This window comes from Enterobacter sp. BIDMC 27 (assembly GCF_000534415.1).
GTDB lineage: Bacteria > Pseudomonadota > Gammaproteobacteria > Enterobacterales > Enterobacteriaceae > Enterobacter > Enterobacter hormaechei_C.
This window is the reverse complement of sequence record NZ_KI973178.1, coordinates 4,737,795-4,759,697: the sequence shown is the minus strand read 5'-3', so window position 1 is coordinate 4,759,697 and position 21,903 is coordinate 4,737,795. Positions and strand designations below refer to the sequence as shown.

Here is a 21,903-nt window from a genome sequence, read left to right as displayed (position 1 = left end):
CCGATGCGCGTGACTCAAGAAGGGCCTGACGGCTTGTCTCGTTACTGTCCTGTCCAGGTTATCTGTCTGGAGATTCAACTCTGTTTCCTCACAGGAGCTCTGTCATGGTTGATAAAGTTACCGAAGCTGCCGTTGTGGGTGGCGTGGATACACATAAAGATTTGCACGTTGCCGCTGTCGTAGATCAGAACAATAAAGTCCTTGGGACTCAGTATTTCTCCACAACACGACAAGGTTACCGGCAGATGCTGGCATGGATGACCTCGTTTGGGACATTAAAGCGAATTGGTGTTGAGTGCACAGGTACCTATGGTTCCGGTTTGCTTCGTTATTTTCAGAACGCCGGGTTAGAAGTTCTTGAGGTGACTGCTCCAGACCGGATGGAGCGACGCAAACGGGGTAAAAGTGACACAATTGATGCTGAATGTGCCGCTCATGCAGCATTCTCAGGCATCAGGACAGTTACTCCCAAAACGCGTGATGGCATGATTGAGTCCCTGCGGGTATTAAAAACTTGCCGAAAAACAGCAATATCAGCCCGCAGAGTCGCTCTCCAGATTATCCATTCAAATATTATCTCTGCCCCGGATGAATTACGTGAACAGCTCAGAAATATGACGCGCATGCAGCTCATCAGGACCCTGGGTTCCTGGAGACCTGATGCCAGTGAATACCGCAATGTAACCAACGTTTATCGCATTTCATTAAAGTCCCTTGCCCGACGCTATCTCGAGTTACATGACGAAATCGCTGATCTGGATGTCATGATTGCGGCAATTGTCGACGAGTTGGCACCTGAGCTGATTAAACGTAATGCTATCGGATACGAAAGCGCTTCACAGTTGCTGATCACTGCCGGAGACAATCCTCAACGGTTAAGATCAGAATCAGGATTTGCGGCACTGTGTGGTGTCAGCCCGGTCCCCGTTTCTTCTGGAAAAACGAACCGTTACCGACTTAATCGTGGTGGAGATCGTGCTGCAAATAGTGCACTTCACATCATCGCCATCGGACGCTTACGAACTGACGCAAAAACAAAGGAATATGTCGCCAGGCGTGTAGCCGAAGGACATACAAAAATGGAAGCGATACGCTGTCTAAAGCGATATATCTCCCGCGAAGTTTACACGTTACTGCGCAATCAAAACAGGCGGATCAACAGTATCCCGATAACAGCTTGACTCTTAGAAGGGCGTCCAGGGCAGCCAGTACGGCAGTGACGACTGGCAGCGCTTCTACCGGGCCAATAACCTGGCGCCGAGCATGAGCCGGCGTGGCAACTGCTGGGATAATGCGGTGGCCGAATCGTTCTTCAGTTCGCTGAAAAAAGAACGGATCAGAAAACGCATATATAAAACCAGGGATCTGGCCCGGGCGGATCTTCGATTACATTGAAGTCTTCTATAACCGGTCCCGGCGCCACAGCCACCTCGGCGGCGTCAGTCCGGAGGCCTTCGAACAGGCCTCGTCGTGAGGACAGGATTTGTCTACAGGCGTGGGGTCAGTCCAAACTATAGGGCAGGATCGTCTACCGGGGCGGGGTCAGTCCATCAACGGCTCGGAAGTGTCTAGATTATCCGTGGCTATTCACCGGGGCAAACAGGCCGATCAGGAACGACATAAGAAAGTTCTGTATTACCGACAGGTCAAGAAACTGAGCATAAGAGAAACTGCTGAAGCCACCAGTTACAGTACATCTCAGGTCTGCAGGGTTCAGGCCCTGTTCAGGCCTGAAAATTAAGCACATTTTCTGAGGCTGGAAATCAACTCATGCTGACAGCCTGAGCCTGTTGGCATGGTAAGCAATGTGCTCACCAATAAAGCTGGAAATGAAATAATAGCTGTGGTCGTATCCAGTATGATATCGGAACGACGCATTGAGGTTCATCTCATTGCATACTCTCTCAAGGATTTTGGTGCGCAGTTGCTCTTCATAAAAGGCGTCACTCAGCCCCTGATCAATGAAGATTTCTGGTAATTTTTCACCCTGTAAAATGAGGCTGACTGGATCGTAGGCTTCCCACGTTTTTCTGTTTTCACCCAGGTAAGCGCTAAATGCCTGTTGCCCCCATGGCACCTGAGAAGGCGATACTATCGGGGAAAATGCTGATACGCTCACATATTCACCAGGATTTCGCAGAGCCAGCACCAGAGCACCCAGCCCTCCCATAGAATGACCGGATATAGATTTTCTTGCCGTTGCAGGAAAATGATTCATGACGACATCCGGAAGCTCTCTGAGAATATAGTCATACATCCTGTAATGAACATTCCACGGCTGTTCCGTCGCGTTCAGATAAAAACCGGCCCCCTGGCCAAGATCGTAACTGTCGGCATCCGGGACATTATTACCCCGGGGACTGGTATCCGGGACAACAACGATGACGTTATGCCGGGCTGCATAATGCTGCATACCTGATTTGGTGATGAAATTCTGCTCAGTACAGGTCAGGCCCGACAACCAGTATAGTACCGGCAGTTTTTCTGTTACTGCTTTGGGAGGAAGATACACACCGAAATTCATTTCACAATTAAGGGATTGTGAATAATGCCGGTACACGTTTTGCCAGCCGCCAGAGCTGGCATGCTGCTCAATGAGTTCCATCAGCCGTTATCTCATGGTTATTTCCCCTGACCGAAGCCAGGGGAAGTATCTTTAAATCCGGACGTCAGATAAACGTATACGCCGTGATTTTGTTACCCGCCGGATCCCGCAGGTAGGCAGCATAGGCCCCGGGAAGGTGACCACGCGGGCCAGGTTGACCTTCATCAGCTCCACCGGCGGCAAGGCCGGCAGCATGGAAAGCATCAACCTCTTCCGGGGTGGCAGCAGCGAAGCCGACAGTCACCCCGTTAGCGGAAGGTGCTTCACCGTTGCCCGGACGGGCAATGATAAATGCCGGCTTTTCGCGGCCATAGAGTACCCAGCCGTTGCCAAACGGGCCGAGGTTATTGATACCAAGCGTGCCCAGGACGACATCGTAAAATGCGGAGGATTTCTCGACATCGGCTGCGCCAATGAACACATGAGAAAAGATGCCGTCACCAGAAATTACCGGAGTTGTCATTTTCCACTTCCTTCAGTTTGAGTTGATTAAAATTCTGATGGGATCAGTAATGAATCACTGTCCGGATAGATTTGCCTTCATGCATAAGCTCGAAGGCGTCATTGATTTCATCCAGTGTCATCGTATGGGTTACAAATGGCTCAAGGTCAATATCCCCCTTCATGGCATCCTCGACCATACCGGGGAGCTGAGTGCGGCCTTTTACTCCGCCAAACGCGGAACCTTTCCATACGCGCCCGGTGACCAGCTGGAAAGGACGGGTGGAAATCTCCTGTCCGGCCCCTGCGACACCAATGACAACGGACTGCCCCCACCCACGGTGAGCACTTTCCAGCGCTGCACGCATGACGTTAACGTTACCGATACATTCAAAGGTATGGTCAATACCCCACTTGTTGATATCCAGCAGAACATCTTTAATCGGTTTGTCATAATCATTCGGGTTAATGCAGTCAGTGGCCCCGAACTGACGGGCCAGGTCAAATTTTGTCGGATTAGTATCGATAGCGATAATACGTCCCGCTTTTGCCTGACGGGCCCCCTGTACCGCAGCCAGACCAATTGCCCCCAGACCAAAAATGGCAACTGAATCGCCCGGCTGCACTTTAGCCGTGTTATGGACGGCGCCAATACCGGTAGTCACGCCACAACCCAACAGGCAGACGTGTTCATGGTTCGCCTCCGGGTTAATTTTTGCCAGAGAAACCTCGGCCACAACGGTGTATTCACTGAATGTGGAACATCCCATGTAGTGGTAAAGAGGCTGACCGTTGTATGAAAAGCGAGTGGTCCCGTCAGGCATCAGTCCTTTGCCCTGAGTCTCGCGAACCGATACACAGAGGTTCGTTTTACCGGACTGGCAGAATTCACACTCCCCGCATTCAGCGGTGTAGAGCGGAATAACATGGTCACCCGGCTTCACACTGGTGACGCCTTCACCAACTTCAACGACGATACCGGCTCCCTCGTGGCCGAGAACCACCGGGAAAACGCCCTCAGGGTCATTCCCTGAGAGGGTAAAGGCATCGGTATGGCAGACACCTGTGTGGGTGTTTTTAATCAGCACCTCGCCTTTTTTAGGCGGAGCAACATCAATTTCAACAATCTCCAGGGGCTTCCCTGGTGCAAATGCAACAGCGGCACGTGATTTCATACGTAATATATCCTCAATGTAATAATGGCCTCACCTATTTAAGATAGGCACGAACCAGCTCAATCGTATCGTCAACTGATTTACTGACTTCATGACTGTAGCTGTCATTCTGGTCAAAGGTTTCCCGTATGTGGCTCTCCAGCACCTCTGCCATCAGTCCGTTAGCGGCGCCCCGGACGGCGGCGATTTGCTGGAGAACGGAACGGCATTCAGCGCCACTTTCAAGTGCTCTTTCCAGAGCATCAATCTGACCCCGGATACGGCGAACCCGGGTTAGGACCTTTTTTTTCTCTTCAGGAGTACTGGGCATTGCTTACCTCACTGCTCTGTATTTCTTATACTATAGGGGAGTATTACATTAAGATCAACACATACCCCACTATAGTATAATAAATATATCAGAGCACCGGTAATGACTCCAACTTACTGATAGTGTTTTATGTTCAGATAATGCCCGATGACTTTGTCATGCAGCTCCACCGATTTTGAGAAAGACAGTGACTTCCTGCCCAGCCTTGCCAGATGCTGCCTCAGATTCAGGTTATGCCGCTCAATGCGCTGCGTATATCGCTTGCTGATAACGTGCAGTTCTCCCTTCAGGCGTGATTCATAAAGCGGCCAGCCATCCGTCATCCATACCACGACCTCAAAGGCCGACAGCAGGCCCAGAAGACGCTCCAGCGTGACCAACGTGCGTTCACCGAATACGTGCGCCACAACCGTCCTCCGTATCCTGTCATACGCGTAAAACAACCAGCGCTGGCGTGATTTAGCGCCGACGTAACCCCACTGTTCGTCCATTTCCGCGCAAACAATAACGTCACTGCCCGGTTGTATGCGTGAGTTTACCGACTGCGGCCTGAGTTTTTTAAGTGTCGTAAAATCGTGTTGAGGCCAACGCCCATAATGCGTGCACTGGCGCGACATCCGACGCCATTCATGGCCATATCAATAATTTTCTGGTGTGTACCGGGCTGAGAGGCGATGTAAGTGAACTGTAGCTGCCATGTTTTACGGCAGTGAGAGCAGAGATAGCGCTGATGTCCGGCAGTACTTTTACCGTTACGCACCACGCCTTCAGTAGCTGAACAGGAGGGACAGCTGATAGAAACAGAAGCCACTGGAGCACCTCAAAAACACCATCATACACTAAATCAGTAAGTTGGCACCCTTACCCTGTATAGGTACTCTCTGTTTTTCGTGGCCTGCCTCGCCCACGAATTTCGCCAGTCATGACTTTGCTCCTGCATTTTATTAACGGAAAAGAATAAGTGATTTTGCGCGGAGGCTTCAATCAGTTTATCCCCGGCGGTGACGAGGTGGCCACCTATGCCGACTGGACAGGGGACTGACTATTGCCATAACGCCATCGCAGGTTGCTTCAGTAAACCTGCTAATCCCGTACAATGGCGAATTCGCTATATCCGCTTCTCGCACTTAGCTGCCATAAATCGGCCAGGCAATCACAGGTCATTTCTGTCTCGCAAAGAAGGTGCCGTTTCTGCTTTGCGTTGACACCCCTAAATATTAGAATTAAAAGGAGAGAGTTACTGGAAAAAGGCAGCGGAGGCAGTGACAATCGTGGCTTGAAGCCACTACTCGATGGATGCGGACATGTAGTTGGCGTCATTCGACAAAACTAGCAAACTTCTAATAGTCACCATTTCTCCCGTCTGGCGGGAGTGCTGTCAAATGCCCCCCTCATCTCTGTGTGGGAAATGAAGGGTGAAGGGGAAATAGATGACAGCGTTATTTCTACGCCCAGAATACTGAATACCTTGTACAGACGATCAATACTGGCGCTAGCAGGGTTTGCTTCCAGGCGGGCATAGGTTTGCTGCGTTACGCCAAGCCTCTCAGACACATCTTTTTGCGTGAAGCCCTTGATTTTGCGAAACCCGATTAGCACAGGTCTGAGCTGGTTCAGCGTTTTTATCGGGAACTGATTATTCATAAGTGACCTGCCTCGCAGACTGAGTAGGGAGTACCGCCCTGTAATACAGCAGGTAAGGTGTATTTTGTGTTATACAGACTATAGGCTGTAAAACCTTTATTGAAAAGATGCTGATGTTCCAGGGGCATGCCGAGCATGGACGATTTTCTGCGGGGCGGTATTTCGCTACGGGGGAGATTGCGTTCGGGCAATGTACCGGTGTAAAAAACGTCAATTTTTCAAAACCGCTGTTATCGGGATAAGCTGAAAACTCCGAAGGCAGACACAGCCACGAATAATGTCAGACTTAAGCTCTGTAGCTGTCTTCTTTTGCCTGTAAATAACGTCTAGTTTGACTCTGATGAAGGCTGTACCAGGCAGAGAACATGTCACTCTCGGGGCCGGATGATAAAATGTGTTCAACTGGCTGGGCAGGGTAATAGCGAAGAACGTTCTCTGAAATTCGATTCAGCTCAGCGTAACGTGCGCTGTAGGTATGTATAATCCATTGCATCAATTTTGCATCCGTATTATTCGCAGATTACACACAAGAAGCTTAACAATGGCTGAAAGAGTGAGCAGGGATATGTAACAAAAACAAGGGCTTCAAGATGAACTGGATAAAACCGGAGCAGAGCAAGCCCTGTTCCGGTTTGTCAGGCTTTGGAATTTCTTCCAGGCCCCTGCAGCTAGTCACAACAAACACATTAATGTTTTCATTGCTTCAATTCAATATTATTGTGTGAAAGGGATTCCATCGAAATCGGCTTATGCATGCTTAAAACTAAACTGCCCCGGCTGCAGTCATTTGGTTGCTGTGGGCTCTGTACTGTGTCTAATAGTGAAAGAATCTTACGTTATAACGAAGGAAATTGCTGAATGACTCTACGATTGCAGACGGAATCACCCGCTGACCAGGATATGTTTAGAGGCAGCAGTCATGAAAAAGTTGCAGAGAATGTGGCTCAGATCATCAGGACACCTGATGTCAATATTATTGGTCTGGAAGGTGAGCTGGGTTCAGGTAAGTCAACAATATTGAAGTTCCTGCAGAAAAAGCTTAAAGATGATTTTACGTTCATTAACTTTGATGCAGAACGTTACCATCATGGCTCAACTAAAAAAGCGCTTATCGATGTCATCCACCACGGGGTCAGCCTACAATGTCCGGGCTCCCGGGATGTGTTGGATAAGTATAAAAATCTGGCTCTGGGTAACATCGTTGAATACGACAAGAGGGTCAGCAGCAGGCTAAGCTGGTTGACCGTCGTTTTTATTTTACTGTCATTGCTTTCCGTGCAGATGCTTCGTTATGTGCTAACAGACCTTAATCAATATTTTACTAACAAGGAGTCATTATTAGGGTGGCTTTTTTATGTTGAGGTGGCCGCGTTTCTTTCTCCTGCCATTATGGTCGCAGGACTGGCATGCCTGCAGAACATGGAATGGTACAGAAAGAAAGGGTATTCGAGTATTGGTGATTTGTTCAAACGCAACAGTACTGACAGGATTGAAGAGACTTGGCTAGTTAATAAGGAGGTCGGAGCTATTGAGCTGGCTGAAGCTCTGCAGGGATTTACCTCCAAAGAGGTCATTTCCCATGGAGATCGCTTCATCCTTATCATTGATAATCTGGACCGAATCAGTGCAGACAAAGTGAAAGAGCTCTGGAGTGATATGGAGCTTATTGCCGGAGCCACTCATGAACACTTCAGGATAGTGGTGCCCTATTCGGCAAGACAGGTTTCAGCCTCACTTTCTGTGGCGGGTTTCAGCGGGCGTGAGTTTATTGCAAAGCGGATTCCTGTAAGTTTTCAGGTTCCTCCTCTTATTTCGGCAGGATGGCAGGAAGCGTTAAGGCAGTACTGGAAAGAAACAGTAAATGAGGATGCAGGGATAGCGTGCCGGGAAGCAACGGTGTTGCTTGAGCGCTGGAAACCCTCTGAGTATCCTCGTATCACACCGCGATTAATGAAGAAGTTTGTTAATGATATTCATATTCTGAACCTTACCGTTCCTGCAACAGAAGATCATCGCCATATTCTTATTGCTCTCTACTTACTGGTGGTCAGATACGGGGAGCGAGATATTAAAGTATTACTTCGCGATCCCAAAGCTAGTCAGACCGAACCCGGTATTGCTCCGGATGATTTTGACGAGATGCTCTCGCTAACTTATCAACAAATATCCCGAATTTTTAATAACGATACAGAAAGATGGAGCGAATTTCTGATGAGCATCCACTATCAGTCCACGGTGGAGCTTGCCAGGAGCGAGTTGCTTGATACGCCTCTTAAAGACGCGATTGGTGCTATAAATATCCCACGGCTTGAAGAACTGACGGCCTTGTGGGGTTTCGCTGAAGCATGGCAGCGAGTGGCACCACATATTCAGATGCGAGACTGGCTGGTTTCTTATAGCCGGATGGATGAGAAGTGTCAGGCTCTCGCCGAACCGCAACTCAAAGTCGCAGTGCAAATGCTGAATCAGAGTTATGCTGTTTCACTCAGAGAAAAGAATGATGAAGGTTTCGTATTGAGTCTGCAGAAACTGATGGCTGACGGGCGGATAAGCCTAGAGCCTTTCGTCGAAAGGCAAATATCGTTTATTGTGAGTAAACTTGATGAAATTCAGGATTCAGAAAAATTGGAGGCTGAATCCACGAAGACGTTGCTGCAGGAAGCTGATTCATACTCTGTTCTGGCCGGTGAATCACTACTGAATAAAATGGAGAATTTTGTAGATGGCGTATTTTATGTGGAATACCTTGTCAATAATGAAGAGACCTTGTCAAACCTGAAAATTGGCACACTAGATATCGGAAATCACGGTCGGGAGGAGATGTTACGCTATGGAGCTGAGCAACCTCAGATAGACCTTTTTAATCCGGGAATTATCCGGCATATCAATATTGCATCGAAGGCGGTACAGAACGTAATTGGAAAGAATGATGGTACAGGTGGGGCTCAGGTTAGCTCTGCAATAATGACGCTTAAAAATCGTCAGGTTGTTGAGGACGTTATCCATTTCAGAAAAATTGTTCTGAGCCCGGACTGGAATAATAATGTTTTAAATCAATATTATCTTAATAATACGGCGACGAGGAATATCTTCCCTGCGGAATTTGCTGCACAGGCTGTTGCTCACATGGTGCTCCATGGTAACTATGCCGGTATCGAGTCGTACAGTGAACATATTGGTGAGGAACGGTTTGACCTGGCTTTGGCTGCATATCTTCGTTATCTACGTACTGCCGAGAGTATCTTTATAGCACTTAAGGATAAAAATGTTCTGCCGTACATCAAAAATGCTGTTGGCAGGATTGTTGATTTAGGTCTTCTGGTGAATATACCTGTCCTGAGCTTTGTTAAAGGTCAGTATGACGTCATCAAAGAAGCTACAAATGCAACCTCTCTTTTAATATTTGTGCGAGAGCGTCAAAAAGCACTGTCAGAGAAAATAATTGAGTCTGATGTGAATGCTATGGGTCCAGTATTTCTCCATGACGTATATCAGTCAGGTGAGCAGTTTGATATTTTGAAGAAAAAGCTGAACGCCCTGGCATGTGGAGTATTTAGTTCTTCTGAAAGGCTTATTGAGTGTTTTACGGTTCTTCCTGTGAACATGCGCTTTATCCTTGAACAAATGCAACTTCAGGGGCAGCATATCCGGATGGAAGGTAGTGTGGGTATCTTTGCATCATGGTTCCGTGATGCAGAGCCAGACGTTGTCACAAATGCCGAGAACATTCATTTTCTGTGGTCTTGCCTCGACGATACCCAGAGAGAGACTGTACTTGATGAGTTGCACGATGTCTTACTTGAAAGACATATTCGTATTGACAGCCGTATTGCGATTATTACCCGTTTTCATAATGAGTTGTCGTTTATTGAACCTGAGAAGGCCGTTGAACGCAGGGCTATTGCGGCGCTGTTTAGCGCTTCTGTTGATAATGTATTATTGTCTCAATGGCTTGACCGTCAGACGTTTTCATTTTCATCATGGTCTCCGGAGGACGCCCGTACGGCAACGAGTTGTATAATGAATAACTCGGAGATTTTTCCTCTCATCTGCAGGAATTCACAGTATATTAAAAACAGAATGTTCCCAGAGAAAGCGGACGTTACAGAAGATAGTGATACGTTTCCGGACTGAGTTCGTTCTTTAAATCCTATACCTGAAGACCACAGCGGTGGTCTTTGGGAGTTTTTTTATTGCCTGATATACATTAAGCATGTTATATCTTGCTAAGAAATAATCATTCAGGGATTAATCATAACTACTGAAGTTATGTTGTGTTCTTTTCTTTTAAAAATAAATTATTCAGATTTATTTTCTATTGATTTAATGAGGTAGGGAATGACAGAAAGTGCTTTGCTTTTGCGAGAGGCATTTAATGAATCGGTTAACTATATGACATGGTCTTTTTATTCACTGATAACTGCTTACGTTTCGATGGCTTTTTATGATAGAGTTGAGGTTAAGACCCGAATAAATAATTATCTGAATAAGTTACTTTTCGTGATTGCTATGTCCGTTTTTATCCCAAATATGTACTTTGTTTCAATGGTGTTCAGTCAGAAGTTAGGCACCGCAGCTGGCGTTGCGTCATTCATTATTGGGCTACTTTTCATGATGTTAAACTCGGCACCTGTAATTACTGGTATCGTACAGCAGCGCAAAGATTGAGTTTTATGAGTATAGTCAGTTGGGTTTTCATCTGTTTTATCAGACTTAGAAAAATGAAATCTTTCAATTCATTGATTTTAAACGCAAAAAAATTTCTAAATGATCAGAATTATAGGGTGCTCGCTCTGTTCGATCACCGAACACGAAGGCCGTATTATTCAGAGCCGTTCCGAAGAGTCGATTGTTAACGAGATCGAAGCGATTCGCGACACGGTGCCGGGCTTTACCGGCGTGATCTCCGATCTGGGTGGTCCAACGGCCAACATGTACATGCTGCGCTGTAAATCGCCGCGCGCCGAGCAGACCTGCCGTCGTCTCTCCTGCGTCTATCCGAGCATTTGCGAGCATATGGACACCAACCACGAGCCGACTATCAATCTTTACCGTCGCGCCCGTGACCTGAAAGGCATCAAGAAGATCCTGATCGCCTCCGGCGTGCGTTACGACATTGCGGTGGAAGATCCGCGCTACATCAAAGAGCTGGCGACGCACCACGTTGGCGGTTATCTGAAGATCGCCCCGGAGCACACCGAAGAAGGCCCGCTGTCCAAAATGATGAAGCCGGGCATGGGCAGCTATGACCGCTTTAAACAGCTGTTTGATACCTATTCAAAACAGGCGGGAAAAGAGCAGTATCTGATCCCATATTTCATCTCCGCACACCCCGGCACCCGTGATGAAGACATGGTGAACCTGGCGCTGTGGCTGAAGCAGCGTCGATTCCGTCTGGATCAGGTGCAGAACTTCTATCCGTCGCCGCTCGCCAACTCGACGACCATGTATTACACCGGCAAAAACCCGCTGAGTAAGATTGGTTATAAGAGCGAAGACGTGGTGGTGCCGAAAGGGGATAAACAGCGCCGTCTGCATAAAGCGCTGCTGCGTTATCACGATCCGAAGAACTGGCCGCTGATCCGTCAGGCGCTGGAAGAGATGGGGAAAAAGCACCTGATCGGCTCGCGTCGTGATTGCCTGGTGCCAGCGCCAACGCTGGAAGAGATGCGCGAAGCGCGCCGCCAGAACCGCAACACGCGCCCGGCGCTGACCAAGCACACGCCTATTGCGCATCAGCGTTCGAACGGTGTTGCGGGAACGAAGAAGAACGTAAAACGTAAGACCGGTTAAACCTGTAACAATGCCCGGTGGCGCTGCGCTTACCGGGCCTACAGGTCTAACCCTCTCCCCTCCGGGGAGAGGGCAGGGTGAGGGGATTACCCGCCAAACTGATCCGGGTCCGGCCCAAGCCGTTTGCCCTGATCCAGCTTCGCAATTTCACCCAGCTCGTCTTTATCCAGGCGGAAATCCCAGACGTCGAAGTTCTCGGCGATACGCGATGGCGTGACCGATTTCGGGATCACCACCAGACCGCTATCCAGATGCCAGCGAATGACGATCTGCGCCGGGGTTTTACCGTACTTATCCGCCAGTTCACGGATGATTTTCTGGTCAAACACCCCTTCGCCGCCCTGAGCCAACGGGCTCCAGGATTCGGTCTGGATCTTGTGCGTGGCGTTCCATGAATGAAGCTGGCGCTGCTGCATCAGCGGATGCAGCTCAATCTGGTTAATCACCGGCGCGACGCCCGTTTCATCAATCAGGCGTTGCAGATGATGAACCTGGAAATTACAGACGCCGATGCTTTTTATCAGCCCCTCTTTTTGCAGTTCAATCATCCCTTTCCAGGCATCAACGTAATGGTCGATAGCCGGTACCGGCCAGTGCATGAGATAAAGATCGACGAAATCGAGCTGGAGTTTCTCCAGACTCTCCTGCAACGCTTCGCGGGGACGCTTTTGATCGTCGTTCCACAGCTTGGTGGTGATGAAAAGCTCATCCCGGGGAACGCCGGCGCTGGCAAGCGCTTTCCCCACGCCGTCCTCGTTTTTATAGGCGGCGGCGGTATCGATGGACCGATAGCCGACTTCCAGGGCTTTATGAATGGCGGAGACGACCTCGTCGTTACCGGCTTTCCATACACCTAGCCCCAGCTGGGGCATCACGTTGCCGTCCTGTAGCTTGATTACGGTTTGGTTTGCCATTTTTCCTCCTTCAGGTGCTCATCGCCGGAGGGAACCTCCGACGATGTGATGTGCATTAAGTCTGGACGAAATGTCAAAAAACGAAAGTCAGGATCCTAAAAACGCTTAGCGTGCCGCTTCGTAAATACGACGGCTGACGTCCAGGGTGATGTCGCCATGCTCGCCGATCTGCGTCATGCCGTGTGCTTCCAGTTTCGCCAGCAGGGCAGGGATGGAGCTGCCGTCCAGGCCGTAGCCAGAGAGACGCGTTGGCACGCCCAGGCTTTCAAAGAAGTGACGGGTGGCTTCAATCGCGGCATCGATACGCGCATCGTCGGAACCGTCGGTGATGTTCCACACGCGTTCGGCGTACTGGAGCAGTTTGGCGCGTTTAGCGTCACGTTTTTCGTTCCACAGCGCAGGCAGAACCACCGCCAGCGTCTGGGCGTGATCCAGGCCGTGCATCGCCGTCAGCTCGTGGCCGAGCATATGGGTAGCCCAGTCCTGCGGCACGCCTGCGCCGATCAGGCCGTTCAGCGCCTGGGTGGCAGCCCACATCACGTTGGCACGCACGTCGTAATTTTCAGGCTCTTTCAGCGCTTTTGGACCTTCTTCAATCAGCGTCAGCAGAATGCCTTCCGCGAAACGATCCTGAATTTTGGCGTTTACCGGGTAAGTAACGTACTGCTCAACGGTGTGAACAAAGGCGTCGACCACGCCGTTCGCCACCTGACGCGCAGGCAGGGTATAGGTGTAAACCGGATCGAGGATCGCGAACACGGGCTGAACGTGTTCGTTCATAAAGGCCTGCTTGTCACCGGTGGTTTTACGGGAGATGACAGCGCCTTTGTTGGACTCTGATCCGGTGGCCGGCAGCGTCAGCACGGAGCCCATCGGGATCGCACTGCTGATGTCGCTGCCGCCCGTTTCCAGAATATGCCACGGGTCGATGTCGTCAGCGTAATGGGCCGCCGCCGCGATGAATTTGGTGCCGTCCAGCACGGAACCGCCGCCGACCGCCAGCAGGAAGGTAATTTGCTCCTCACGGGCGATTTTTACCGCGTTCATCAGCGTTTCATAAGACGGGTTAGGCTCGATACCGCCGAACTCGCGCACGTCCAGACCTTCCAGAGCGCTGTACACCTGATCCAGTACGCCGGTTTTTTTCACGCTGCCGCCGCCGTAGGTAATCAGGACGCGGGCGTCAGCGGGGATTTGCGCGCGCAGGTCGGCGATGGCGTCTTTACCAAACAGAATGCGGGTTGGGGTATGAAGATTAAAGTTGTTCATGGCTTGTTCCCTGTAGTGGGTAAAAAATCGTGGTGGCGCAGAAGGCAACCTGATGCTGCTCATTGTGGCGGGCAGGCGCTATCCTCTCAATGCACATTCCTGCCGATGTCTTGCCCATTTCTACAGCGCGCTGGAGAAACGGTAAGAAAATGCGCACACTGTCAGCGTCGGAAACCGTACCCGGAGTAACTGAAAATGAACCGTGATGCCATCTGCCGCCAGCTAACGTCGCAGATTAAAAGACTGATAGATAACGGAAATGATTCGGCTGAGCTGCTGCCGGATATCCGATTGCTGTACGGTACCCAGCCCGGGACGCGCACCCCGGTGATGTATCAGCCCGGCATCGTGTTTCTCTTTTCTGGCCATAAGATTGGCTATATCAATGAGCGCGTGTTCCGTTACGACACCAATGAATATCTGCTTCTGACAGTACCTTTACCCTTCGAATGTGAAACTTTCGCGACAGAGGAGGTACCGCTGGCCGGGATCCGCGTCAACGTCGACATCCTCCAGTTGCAGGAGCTGCTGATGGAGATTGGGGAGGACGAACTTTTCCGGCCGTCAATGGCGGCAAGCGGTATCAACTCCGCGACCCTGTCGGAGGAAATTCTCTGCGCGATTGAACGCCTGTTAGACGTGATGGAAAGGCCGCTGGATGCGCGTATTCTCGGAAAACAGATTATCCGCGAAATTCTTTACCATGTGCTGCTGGGACCGGGCGGCGGGGCGCTGCTGGCGCTGGTAAGCCGACAAACGCACTTCAGCCTGATTAGCCGCGTGCTGAAGCGCATCGAGAGCCAGTACACGGAAAACCTCAGCGTTGACCAGCTGGCAGCGGAAGCCAATATGAGCGTCTCGGCGTTTCACCATAACTTTAAATCCGTCACCAGCACGTCGCCGTTGCAGTACCTCAAAACCTACCGTCTGCATAAGGCGCGGATGCTGATGATCCACGATGGCATGAAGGCCAGCGCCGCGGCGATGCGGGTCGGGTATGAAAGCGCGTCGCAGTTTAGTCGGGAGTTTAAGCGTTACTTCGGCGTCACGCCGGGGGAAGATGCGTCACGTATAAGAACAATGCAGGGAGCCTGAGGGGAAACGGAGGCCGGGTAAGCGGTAGCGCCACCCGGCTTTTATTTATGCGCTGCAATACTTTTTCTTAATCACCACCGCAATGGTACCCACCAGCCCTGCAACCAGCAGGAAAATCGGCAGGATCATCAGGAAGGTCATCACCTGGTCTTCATGGCGCTTAACAAAGGGGATCATATTCAGCGCGTAGCCGAGCGTGGTGACCACGCCTACCCAGAGCAGGGCGCTCAGCCAGTTGAAGAACTGGAAGCGGCGGTTAGAGAGGCCTGAAATACCCGCCATGGTAGGCAACAGGGTACGAACAAACGCCAGAAAACGCCCGGCAAGTAACGCCAGCAGGCCGTGACGGTCAAACATGCAGGTCGCGCGCTGGTGATATTTATGCGGCAGCTGCGCCAGCCAGCCTTTCACCACGCGAGTGTTTCCAAGCCAGCGCCCTTGCAGGTAGCTCAGCCAACAGCCGAGACTGGCCGCAGAGGTGAGGATCACCATTGTCGGTGCGAAGTCCATCACGCCCTTGCCGATTAACGCCCCTGCGAGCAGGAGCAGGCTGTCACCGGGTAAAAATGAGGCTGGCAGTAATCCATTTTCCAGAAACAGCGTCGCGAACATCACGAAATAGACAATCCCGACGACATGCGGGTCCGCCAGCGCGGCAAAATCGTGTTGCCAGAGCGCCGTGATGATATTTTGAATAACAGCCATGGACTTTCCTGTGGAACAGCAGATATAACGCTATTGTACTCCCAATTTTGCCTGTCGGGGTTGATCGCAGGCGCATCTCATACAGACTTTTCTGCTTGCGGTGTTCAGAATAGCGTCCGGGGAGTACATTTCAGCCAGCACTTTACACGATGCGCTCAAATCCTGCCGATAAATCCGCAATTAAATCGTCCACATTTTCCAGCCCGATATGCAGGCGGATTAAGGTCCCCTCGAAGTCCACCTCGCCGCCCGGGCGCAGGGCCGCAATCTGCTCCGGCTGGTTGGGCAGGATCAGCGATTCAAACCCACCCCATGAATAGGCCATGCTGAAGAGGGTAAAGTTATCCAGATAGCTTGCCAGTTCGGCGTCATTCAGGCGCTTTTTAAGAACAAATGAGAACAACCCGCTGCTGCCCGTAAAGTCACGTTGCCAGTATTCGTGGCCCTTGCTGCCCGGCAGCGCCGGATGGTTAACGCGCTCCACCTGCGGATGCAGCGCCAGCCACTGTGCAATTTGCAGGCTGCTTTCGTGATGCTGACGCAAACGCACACCGAGCGTACGGATGCCCCGGCTGGTCATGTAGGCGGTATCGGCATCCACCATCTGGCCCATCAGGTAGGCGTTTTCACGCAATTGATCCCAGCAGCGGGCGTTAGATACCGCCGTACCGATCATGCCGTCGGAATGGCCAATCAGGTATTTGGTCGCCGCCTGAATGGAGATATCGATGTCAAATTCCAGGGCTTTAAACAGCACACCTGCCGCCCAGGTGTTGTCGATCATGATGATCGCTTCCGGCGCTATGCTGCGCACCGCCTTCACGATGGCCGGGACGTCATGCACTTCCATGGTGATGGAGCCGGGAGATTCCAGGAACACAACGCGCGTGTTGGGCTGAATAAGCGCGGCAATACCGGCCCCAATCAGCGGATCGAACCAGCTGGTGGTGACGCCGAGCTTGCTGAGTATTTTGGTGCAGAAGTCCTGGCTTGGCTCGTAGGCGGTATTGGTCATCAGGACGTGGTCACCCTGTTCCACAAACGCCAGAATGGTATTGGCGACCGCCGCCGCGCCGCACGGGAACAGCGCGCAGCCCGCGCCGCCCTCCAGTTCACACATGGCTTCCTGCAACGAGAAATGGGTTAACGTGCCACGACGACCGTAAAACAGCCCGCCCTTCGCGCGATTACGCGTAGCGATTTTTTTATCTTCAACGGTATCAAACACCAGCGAGGAGGCGCGCTGGATCACGCTGTTGACCGAGCCCTGCGTGTATTTCTTACTGCGTCCTGCCTGCACCAGCGTGGTCTCAAGCTGCTTTTTAGTCATGTTCGCTAACCCTATTTTTATACGTCTGGACGTCCAGACTACCACGATTGTCAGAATGTGCATCCGGATGCTTATCGAATAAGCAGAAAATATTATCAAAAATTCGCATAAGAAATTTTTACTGCGTAAGCGCAAGGAAAGTGAGCGAAAATTACGGCACTATGTAAATACTAATGAGAACTACTATCAATTCGACGACGTTTTGATATTATTACGTTCAGATTTTGTGATTTGCGTCCTGGAGATACAGAGTGGGTAATAATTTGATGCAGACGGATCTCTCCGTTTGGGGCATGTATCAACATGCTGACATCGTAGTTAAGATTGTGATGATCGGCCTGATTCTGGCGTCCGTGATCACCTGGGCTATCTTCTTCAGCAAGAGCGCCGAACTTCTTTCACAAAAACGCCGCCTCAAGCGTGAGCAGAAGCAGCTGGCGGAAGCCCGCTCTCTGGATCAGGCTTCTGATATCACCTCATCCTTCCATGCGAAAAGCCTGACTACCCTGTTAGTGAACGAAGCGCAGAACGAGCTGGAACTCTCCGCAGGCAGTGAAGATAACGAAGGCATTAAAGAGCGTACCGGCTTCCGTCTGGAGCGTCGCGTTGCGGCCGTGGGTCGTCATATGGGCCGCGGTAACGGCTACCTGGCGACTATCGGCGCCATCTCCCCGTTCGTCGGCCTGTTCGGTACCGTCTGGGGCATCATGAACAGCTTTATCGGTATCGCCCAGACGCAGACCACTAACCTTGCGGTCGTCGCGCCGGGTATCGCAGAAGCGCTGCTGGCCACGGCTATCGGTCTGGTTGCCGCTATCCCGGCGGTTGTTATCTATAACATCTTCGCGCGCATGATTGGTAGTTACAAAGCCACACTGGGTGACGTTGCCGCGCAGGTTCTGCTGCTGCAAAGCCGCGATCTGGACCTGAACGCCAGCGCCGTTAAACCGGTACATGCGGCGTCCAAACTGCGCGTAGGTTGATTGTATGGCAATGCGTCTTAATGAAAATCTGGACGATAACGGTGAAATGCATGAGATCAACGTGACGCCGTTTATCGACGTCATGCTGGTTCTGCTGATTATCTTTATGGTTGCCGCACCGCTGGCGACGGTGGACGTGAAGGTGAATCTGCCTGCGTCCTCCAGCCAGCCGCAGCCGCGTCCGGAAAAACCTATCTACCTGTCCGTGAAGGCCGATAAGTCCATGTTCCTGGGCAACGATCCGGTAACGGATGCCTCGGTTATTCCGGCGCTGGACCAGCTGACCGGCGGCAAGAAAGACACCACCGTCTTCTTCCGCGCGGATAAAACCGTCGATTATGAAACCATGATGAAGGTAATGGACACGCTGCATCAGGCGGGATACCTGAAGATTGGTCTGGTCGGCGAAGAGAAAGCGGCCGCGAAGTAAAACGAAGGCTTTTGCAGCCTTCCCTGCCGGGTGGCGGCGTCGCCTTACCCGGCCTGCATTCCGCAACAATCATTGTTGACTCACACTGAAGGCGCCGTCGGCGCCTCTTCATCAAGCGCTACACAGGTCACGTTTGAAGTTCGGTAATGACCTTCCGAGAGTTTACGGGTCAGGCGCAGGGTGGCTGTCTCGCGTGCCAGCAGGTACTGATAGTTCGCCTCCAGTCGCCCGAGGATCTTCTCTTTAAGCTCAGGGCGCTGTTCAATAATGGCGTTCATCACCGCGCCGTAAATCTCCTCCTTGGCCTGCAAGGCGTAAATCTCCCGACGATTCTGCCATTTCAGGCGCACCAGCGTGGCCGGAATCGAAACCAAATCCTGCGTAATTCGCGTCATCTCGTCATTTTTTATCTTTTTCAGGGCGTCGAGATTCTGCTTTAAGATAAATTCATCGCTTTTCTTATCATCTAAAGTCAAATAAACGTTATTACCGCTGTCATCATTCACGTTAATCTTCCCCCAGGTTATAAAAAATGGGATTGTTTTTTTCACGCGTAATTAAATTAAGCCAAATTTCATTGCCGGCCTCATTTATTTGCTGCGTTTTCTCGGTCATTATTTGACTGAGCCTCTGGGCGTCTATTTCCCCTTCGGCCTGTAAATCATTTAGTAGATGAACTAAGGCTTCAATCTTGATGGCGCGAAATAAACGCTCTTTTAAATGGCGATCGTGCTCTTCCAGCACCATATTACGGGATTTGCCGGTGCGTGAAACACCAATTAATATGTCGGCTTCATAGTCGGAGAGTTTTCTTTTTCCTTGAGTGAAATTCGCCTCTTTATCTGCTTCCGTCGAAGGCTGTTCCACAGGCGTAATGTGGTACTTTGCCGGGACAAGATTGTCGGGCAGCATTTTAATTTCCTTTAATTTCAAAAAAGGTGGGGGTGGAAAAAGGGTGAGATTCGTTGACAATAACATGAGGCAATTTTAAAATCAAAAAAAATGGAGCCTACCCATGAACAGCATTTTCTTTACGGTCATAACGTTACTATTACTGACCGCTGGCGTGCTTTTATTGATGCAAGAGTTCAATAAAACGAAAGCGTCAAAAGACGCCAGTGAACCGCCGCAGCCTGAATTGATGTCGAAAGAGGAGGGGGAAGATCATTTCTCCGTATTGATGAACGCCGTGACGCCGGTCTGGTACTGGCGGGTAAATCACGAATATATCGATTTTCTCCATGCGACAATTAAGCGAATGAAAATGGCTGAAATTAATGATACGCCCGGCCTGTTCGACGCGCAGCGCCGTTGTAGCGACCTTAATTCGGCGGTTTATAAATATTACGACAATATCAAAAAGCGCTGTCTGAATGGCGAGAAGGTGTCGTACTCCGATTTAGACGTATTAAATCTGCGCCAGTGTTTTCGCGAGTTTAGCCTGGAAGCCTACCCGGAACTGGTCGCGCTGGTCTGGCCGGAGTATGCGCGTCCGGATGTGGATCCCAACGAGGTATAGTTGAGATATACTGAGCGCTGGTTTCGTTTGCAGACAGGATTTTATGGAACGCTTCTTTGAAAACGCAATGTATGCCTCTCGCTGGCTGCTCGCACCCGTCTATTTTGGTCTCTCCCTGGCGCTGGTCGCCCTGACGATCAAGTTCTTCCAGGAGATATTTCACGTCCTGCCAAACATTTTCTCCGTGGCAGAAGCCGATTTGATTCTGGTTCTGCTGTCGCTGGTGGATATGACGCTGGTGGGGGGGTTACTGGTGATGGTGATGTTCTCCGGTTATGAGAATTTCGTCTCTCAGCTTGATATCGCCGAGCACAAAGAAAAGCTCAACTGGCTGGGAAAAATGGATGCCTCATCGCTGAAGAATAAAGTCGCGGCGTCGATTGTGGCGATTTCGTCTATACACCTGTTACGCGTCTTTATGGACGCGAAAAACGTCCCGGATAATAAGCTGATGTGGTATGTGATTATCCACCTGACGTTTGTGCTGTCGGCGTTTGTGATGGGGTATCTGGATAAGATCAGTAAGAAATAAATTCACCATGCCCCTCACCCTGCCCTCTCCCCAGAGGGGAGAGGGTGTTCAAGTTCCCTCTCCCCTCTGGGGAGAGGGTTAGGGTGAGGGGCGAAAGCATCGGACCGCACTATTTATTTATCCGACGACGCCTGCCACAAATTCAGCTCACCATCCGCAACGTGCTGGTCAATCCGCGTCAGTTCATCTTCGCTAAAGCGCAGGTTATTCAGCGCCTGAACGTTCTCTTCCAGCTGCTCCGGGCGGCTCGCGCCAATCAGCACTGAGGTTACACGCTCATCTTTCAACAGCCAGCTTAGCGCCATCTGCGCCATCGTCTGCCCGCGCGCGTGCGCCATCTCGTTCAGCAAACGAAGGCTGCTCAGGTTGGCTTCCGTCAGCATTTTCTCCGTCAGGCCGCGCACTTTTTTCCCTTCGCGTTGCATACGTGAACCGTCCGGAATACCGTTCAGGTATTTTCCGGTGAGCAGGCCCTGCGCCAGCGGGGTAAAGGCGATACAGCCCGTTCCGTTTTTCTCCAGCGCGTCCAGCAGGCCGGTCTTGTCGACCCAGCGGTTAAGCAGGTTGTAAGACGGCTGGTGGATCAAAAGCGGGATCTTCCACTCGCGCAGCAATTCGGCCATTACCGCCGTGCGTTCCGTGGAGTAGGACGAAATGCCGACGTACAGCGCTTTTCCGCTCTGCACCGCGTGCGCCAGCGCGGCGGCGGTCTCTTCCATCGGCGTGTTTTCGTCTACGCGGTGAGAATAGAAAATATCCACATACTCCACACCCATGCGTTTCAGGCTCTGGTCGAGGCTGGCGAGCAGGTATTTACGTGAACCGCCCGAACCATACGGCCCTGGCCACATGTCGTAGCCCGCTTTGGTGGAGATGATCAGCTCGTCACGATACCCGGCAAAATCCTCCCGCAGCAGACGGCCAAAATTCTCTTCAGCGCTGCCTGGTGGGGGGCCGTAGTTGTTGGCAAGGTCAAAATGGGTAATCCCGAGATCGAAGGCCTTACGCAGCAGCGCGCGCTGGGAATCGAGCGGCTGAACGTGACCGAAGCTGTGCCACAGGCCTAGCGACAGTGCCGGTAAGCGCAGGCCGCTTTTGCCGCAGTATCGGTACTGCATGTTTTCGTATCGGCCGGTGTAAGGGTGCCAGGACATGATG

At 51.0% G+C, this 21,903-nt stretch carries 21 protein-coding genes and 3 pseudogenes; 11 read left to right on the top strand and 13 right to left on the bottom strand.

The genetic code is table 11. The features are described from left to right. Positions 1-104 precede the first annotated feature (104 nt). The 3 genes and pseudogenes from L463_RS00445 to L463_RS24395 form a co-directional block, all read left to right on the top strand. Positions 105-1,181, top strand: a complete 1,077-nt coding sequence (locus L463_RS00445; protein ID WP_000227969.1) for an IS110 family RNA-guided transposase — start codon at positions 105-107, stop codon at positions 1,179-1,181. 16 nt (positions 1,182-1,197) lie between these two features. Further along, positions 1,198-1,474: pseudogene (locus L463_RS23895) on the top strand (IS3 family transposase); the annotation flags it as partial. A 114-nt stretch (positions 1,475-1,588) separates the two neighbouring features. Then, positions 1,589-1,741 (top strand): annotated as a pseudogene (locus L463_RS24395) (resolvase); the annotation flags it as partial. 27 nt (positions 1,742-1,768) lie between these two features. Here L463_RS24395 and fghA read toward each other — a convergent pair. From fghA to L463_RS00475, 6 genes are all read right to left on the bottom strand, one after another. Beyond that, positions 1,769-2,605 carry an S-formylglutathione hydrolase gene (gene fghA, locus L463_RS00450; RefSeq protein ID WP_012561110.1) on the bottom strand — a complete coding sequence of 279 codons (837 nt, stop codon included), beginning with the start codon at positions 2,603-2,605 and terminating at the stop codon, positions 1,769-1,771. Between the two features lie 64 nt (positions 2,606-2,669). Then, positions 2,670-3,068 carry a VOC family protein gene (locus L463_RS00455; protein WP_012561111.1) on the bottom strand — a complete coding sequence of 133 codons (399 nt, stop codon included), beginning with the start codon at positions 3,066-3,068 and terminating at the stop codon, positions 2,670-2,672. 43 nt (positions 3,069-3,111) lie between these two features. Next, positions 3,112-4,221, bottom strand: a complete 1,110-nt coding sequence (frmA, locus tag L463_RS00460) for an S-(hydroxymethyl)glutathione dehydrogenase (protein WP_017384070.1) — start codon at positions 4,219-4,221, stop codon at positions 3,112-3,114. Between the two features lie 34 nt (positions 4,222-4,255). After that, positions 4,256-4,531: a formaldehyde-responsive transcriptional repressor FrmR gene (frmR, locus tag L463_RS00465; protein ID WP_017384071.1), complete on the bottom strand. Its 276-nt coding sequence runs from the start codon at positions 4,529-4,531 to the stop codon at positions 4,256-4,258. A gap of 113 nt (positions 4,532-4,644) precedes the next feature. Next, positions 4,645-5,342, bottom strand: a protein-coding gene (locus tag L463_RS0123030; protein ID WP_223479951.1) for an IS1 family transposase whose coding sequence is annotated in 2 segments (ribosomal slippage) — positions 4,645-5,093 and positions 5,093-5,342 — 699 coding nt in all. Because the reading frame shifts where the segments join, the coding sequence is not laid out codon by codon here. Between the two features lie 536 nt (positions 5,343-5,878). After that, complete coding sequence (locus L463_RS00475; protein WP_017384073.1) at positions 5,879-6,175, bottom strand: helix-turn-helix transcriptional regulator; 297 nt, start codon at positions 6,173-6,175, stop codon at positions 5,879-5,881. Positions 6,176-7,033: 858 nt separating this feature from the next. On the opposite strand from L463_RS00475, the gene L463_RS00480 reads away from it, so the two are divergent. The 3 genes and pseudogenes from L463_RS00480 to L463_RS00490 all read left to right on the top strand — a co-directional run. Beyond that, positions 7,034-10,309, top strand: coding sequence for a P-loop NTPase fold protein (locus L463_RS00480; protein WP_032673325.1), 3,276 nt, complete (start codon positions 7,034-7,036; stop codon positions 10,307-10,309). Between the two features lie 204 nt (positions 10,310-10,513). After that, positions 10,514-10,843: a hypothetical protein gene (locus tag L463_RS00485; protein ID WP_000140246.1), complete on the top strand. Its 330-nt coding sequence runs from the start codon at positions 10,514-10,516 to the stop codon at positions 10,841-10,843. Positions 10,844-10,957: 114 nt separating this feature from the next. Beyond that, a pseudogene (locus L463_RS00490) lies at positions 10,958-11,968 on the top strand (radical SAM protein); the annotation flags it as partial. Between the two features lie 86 nt (positions 11,969-12,054). Here L463_RS00490 and dkgA read toward each other — a convergent pair. Both dkgA and yqhD read right to left on the bottom strand, forming a co-directional pair. Beyond that, a complete protein-coding gene (gene dkgA, locus L463_RS00495) occupies positions 12,055-12,882 on the bottom strand; it encodes a 2,5-didehydrogluconate reductase DkgA (protein ID WP_003862493.1) in 828 nt (275 codons plus the stop codon). A 105-nt stretch (positions 12,883-12,987) separates the two neighbouring features. Further along, positions 12,988-14,151 carry an alcohol dehydrogenase gene (gene yqhD, locus L463_RS00500; protein ID WP_032103337.1) on the bottom strand — a complete coding sequence of 388 codons (1,164 nt, stop codon included), beginning with the start codon at positions 14,149-14,151 and terminating at the stop codon, positions 12,988-12,990. A gap of 195 nt (positions 14,152-14,346) precedes the next feature. Here yqhD and L463_RS00505 point away from each other — a divergent pair, with 195 nt between their 5' ends. Further along, positions 14,347-15,246, top strand: coding sequence for an AraC family transcriptional regulator (locus tag L463_RS00505; RefSeq protein ID WP_017382749.1), 900 nt, complete (start codon positions 14,347-14,349; stop codon positions 15,244-15,246). Between the two features lie 45 nt (positions 15,247-15,291). On the opposite strand, the gene yghB is transcribed toward L463_RS00505, so the two are convergent. Both yghB and metC read right to left on the bottom strand, forming a co-directional pair. Continuing rightward, positions 15,292-15,951, bottom strand: a complete 660-nt coding sequence (gene yghB / locus L463_RS00510; protein WP_015571869.1) for a DedA family general envelope maintenance protein YghB — start codon at positions 15,949-15,951, stop codon at positions 15,292-15,294. A gap of 142 nt (positions 15,952-16,093) precedes the next feature. Beyond that, the gene (metC, locus tag L463_RS00515; RefSeq protein WP_015571868.1) at positions 16,094-17,281 is read right to left on the bottom strand and encodes a cystathionine beta-lyase; all 1,188 of its coding nucleotides are present in this window, start codon (positions 17,279-17,281) and stop codon (positions 16,094-16,096) included. Positions 17,282-17,532: 251 nt separating this feature from the next. Between metC and exbB the strand changes: the two genes are divergently transcribed. Beyond that, on the top strand, positions 17,533-18,264 hold the full coding sequence (gene exbB / locus L463_RS00520; protein ID WP_003862482.1) for a tol-pal system-associated acyl-CoA thioesterase: 732 nt from the start codon (positions 17,533-17,535) through the stop codon (positions 18,262-18,264). Positions 18,265-18,268: 4 nt separating this feature from the next. Then, complete coding sequence (gene exbD, locus L463_RS00525; protein ID WP_001251472.1) at positions 18,269-18,694, top strand: TonB system transport protein ExbD; 426 nt, start codon at positions 18,269-18,271, stop codon at positions 18,692-18,694. Between the two features lie 80 nt (positions 18,695-18,774). Here the strand turns inward: exbD and L463_RS00530 are convergent, their stop codons facing one another. Together L463_RS00530 and L463_RS00535 are read right to left on the bottom strand one after the other, a co-directional pair. Next, positions 18,775-19,200 (bottom strand): hypothetical protein, encoded by a 426-nt coding sequence (locus L463_RS00530; protein WP_017382748.1) that lies wholly within the window; start codon positions 19,198-19,200, stop codon positions 18,775-18,777. Position 19,201: 1 nt separating this feature from the next. Continuing rightward, on the bottom strand, positions 19,202-19,606 hold the full coding sequence (locus L463_RS00535) for a hypothetical protein (protein WP_032655029.1): 405 nt from the start codon (positions 19,604-19,606) through the stop codon (positions 19,202-19,204). 103 nt (positions 19,607-19,709) lie between these two features. On the opposite strand from L463_RS00535, the gene L463_RS00540 reads away from it, so the two are divergent. Both L463_RS00540 and L463_RS00545 read left to right on the top strand, forming a co-directional pair. After that, entirely contained in the window at positions 19,710-20,213 is a 504-nt protein-coding gene (locus L463_RS00540; RefSeq protein ID WP_032673323.1) for an ESA_00282 family adhesion-associated protein, read from the top strand. Between the two features lie 43 nt (positions 20,214-20,256). Further along, the gene (locus L463_RS00545) at positions 20,257-20,745 is read left to right on the top strand and encodes a TIGR00645 family protein (protein WP_006811956.1); all 489 of its coding nucleotides are present in this window, start codon (positions 20,257-20,259) and stop codon (positions 20,743-20,745) included. Positions 20,746-20,858: 113 nt separating this feature from the next. Here the strand turns inward: L463_RS00545 and L463_RS00550 are convergent, their stop codons facing one another. Continuing rightward, entirely contained in the window at positions 20,859-21,899 is a 1,041-nt protein-coding gene (locus L463_RS00550; protein WP_017382745.1) for an aldo/keto reductase, read from the bottom strand. Between the last annotated feature and the right edge of the window lie 4 nt (positions 21,900-21,903).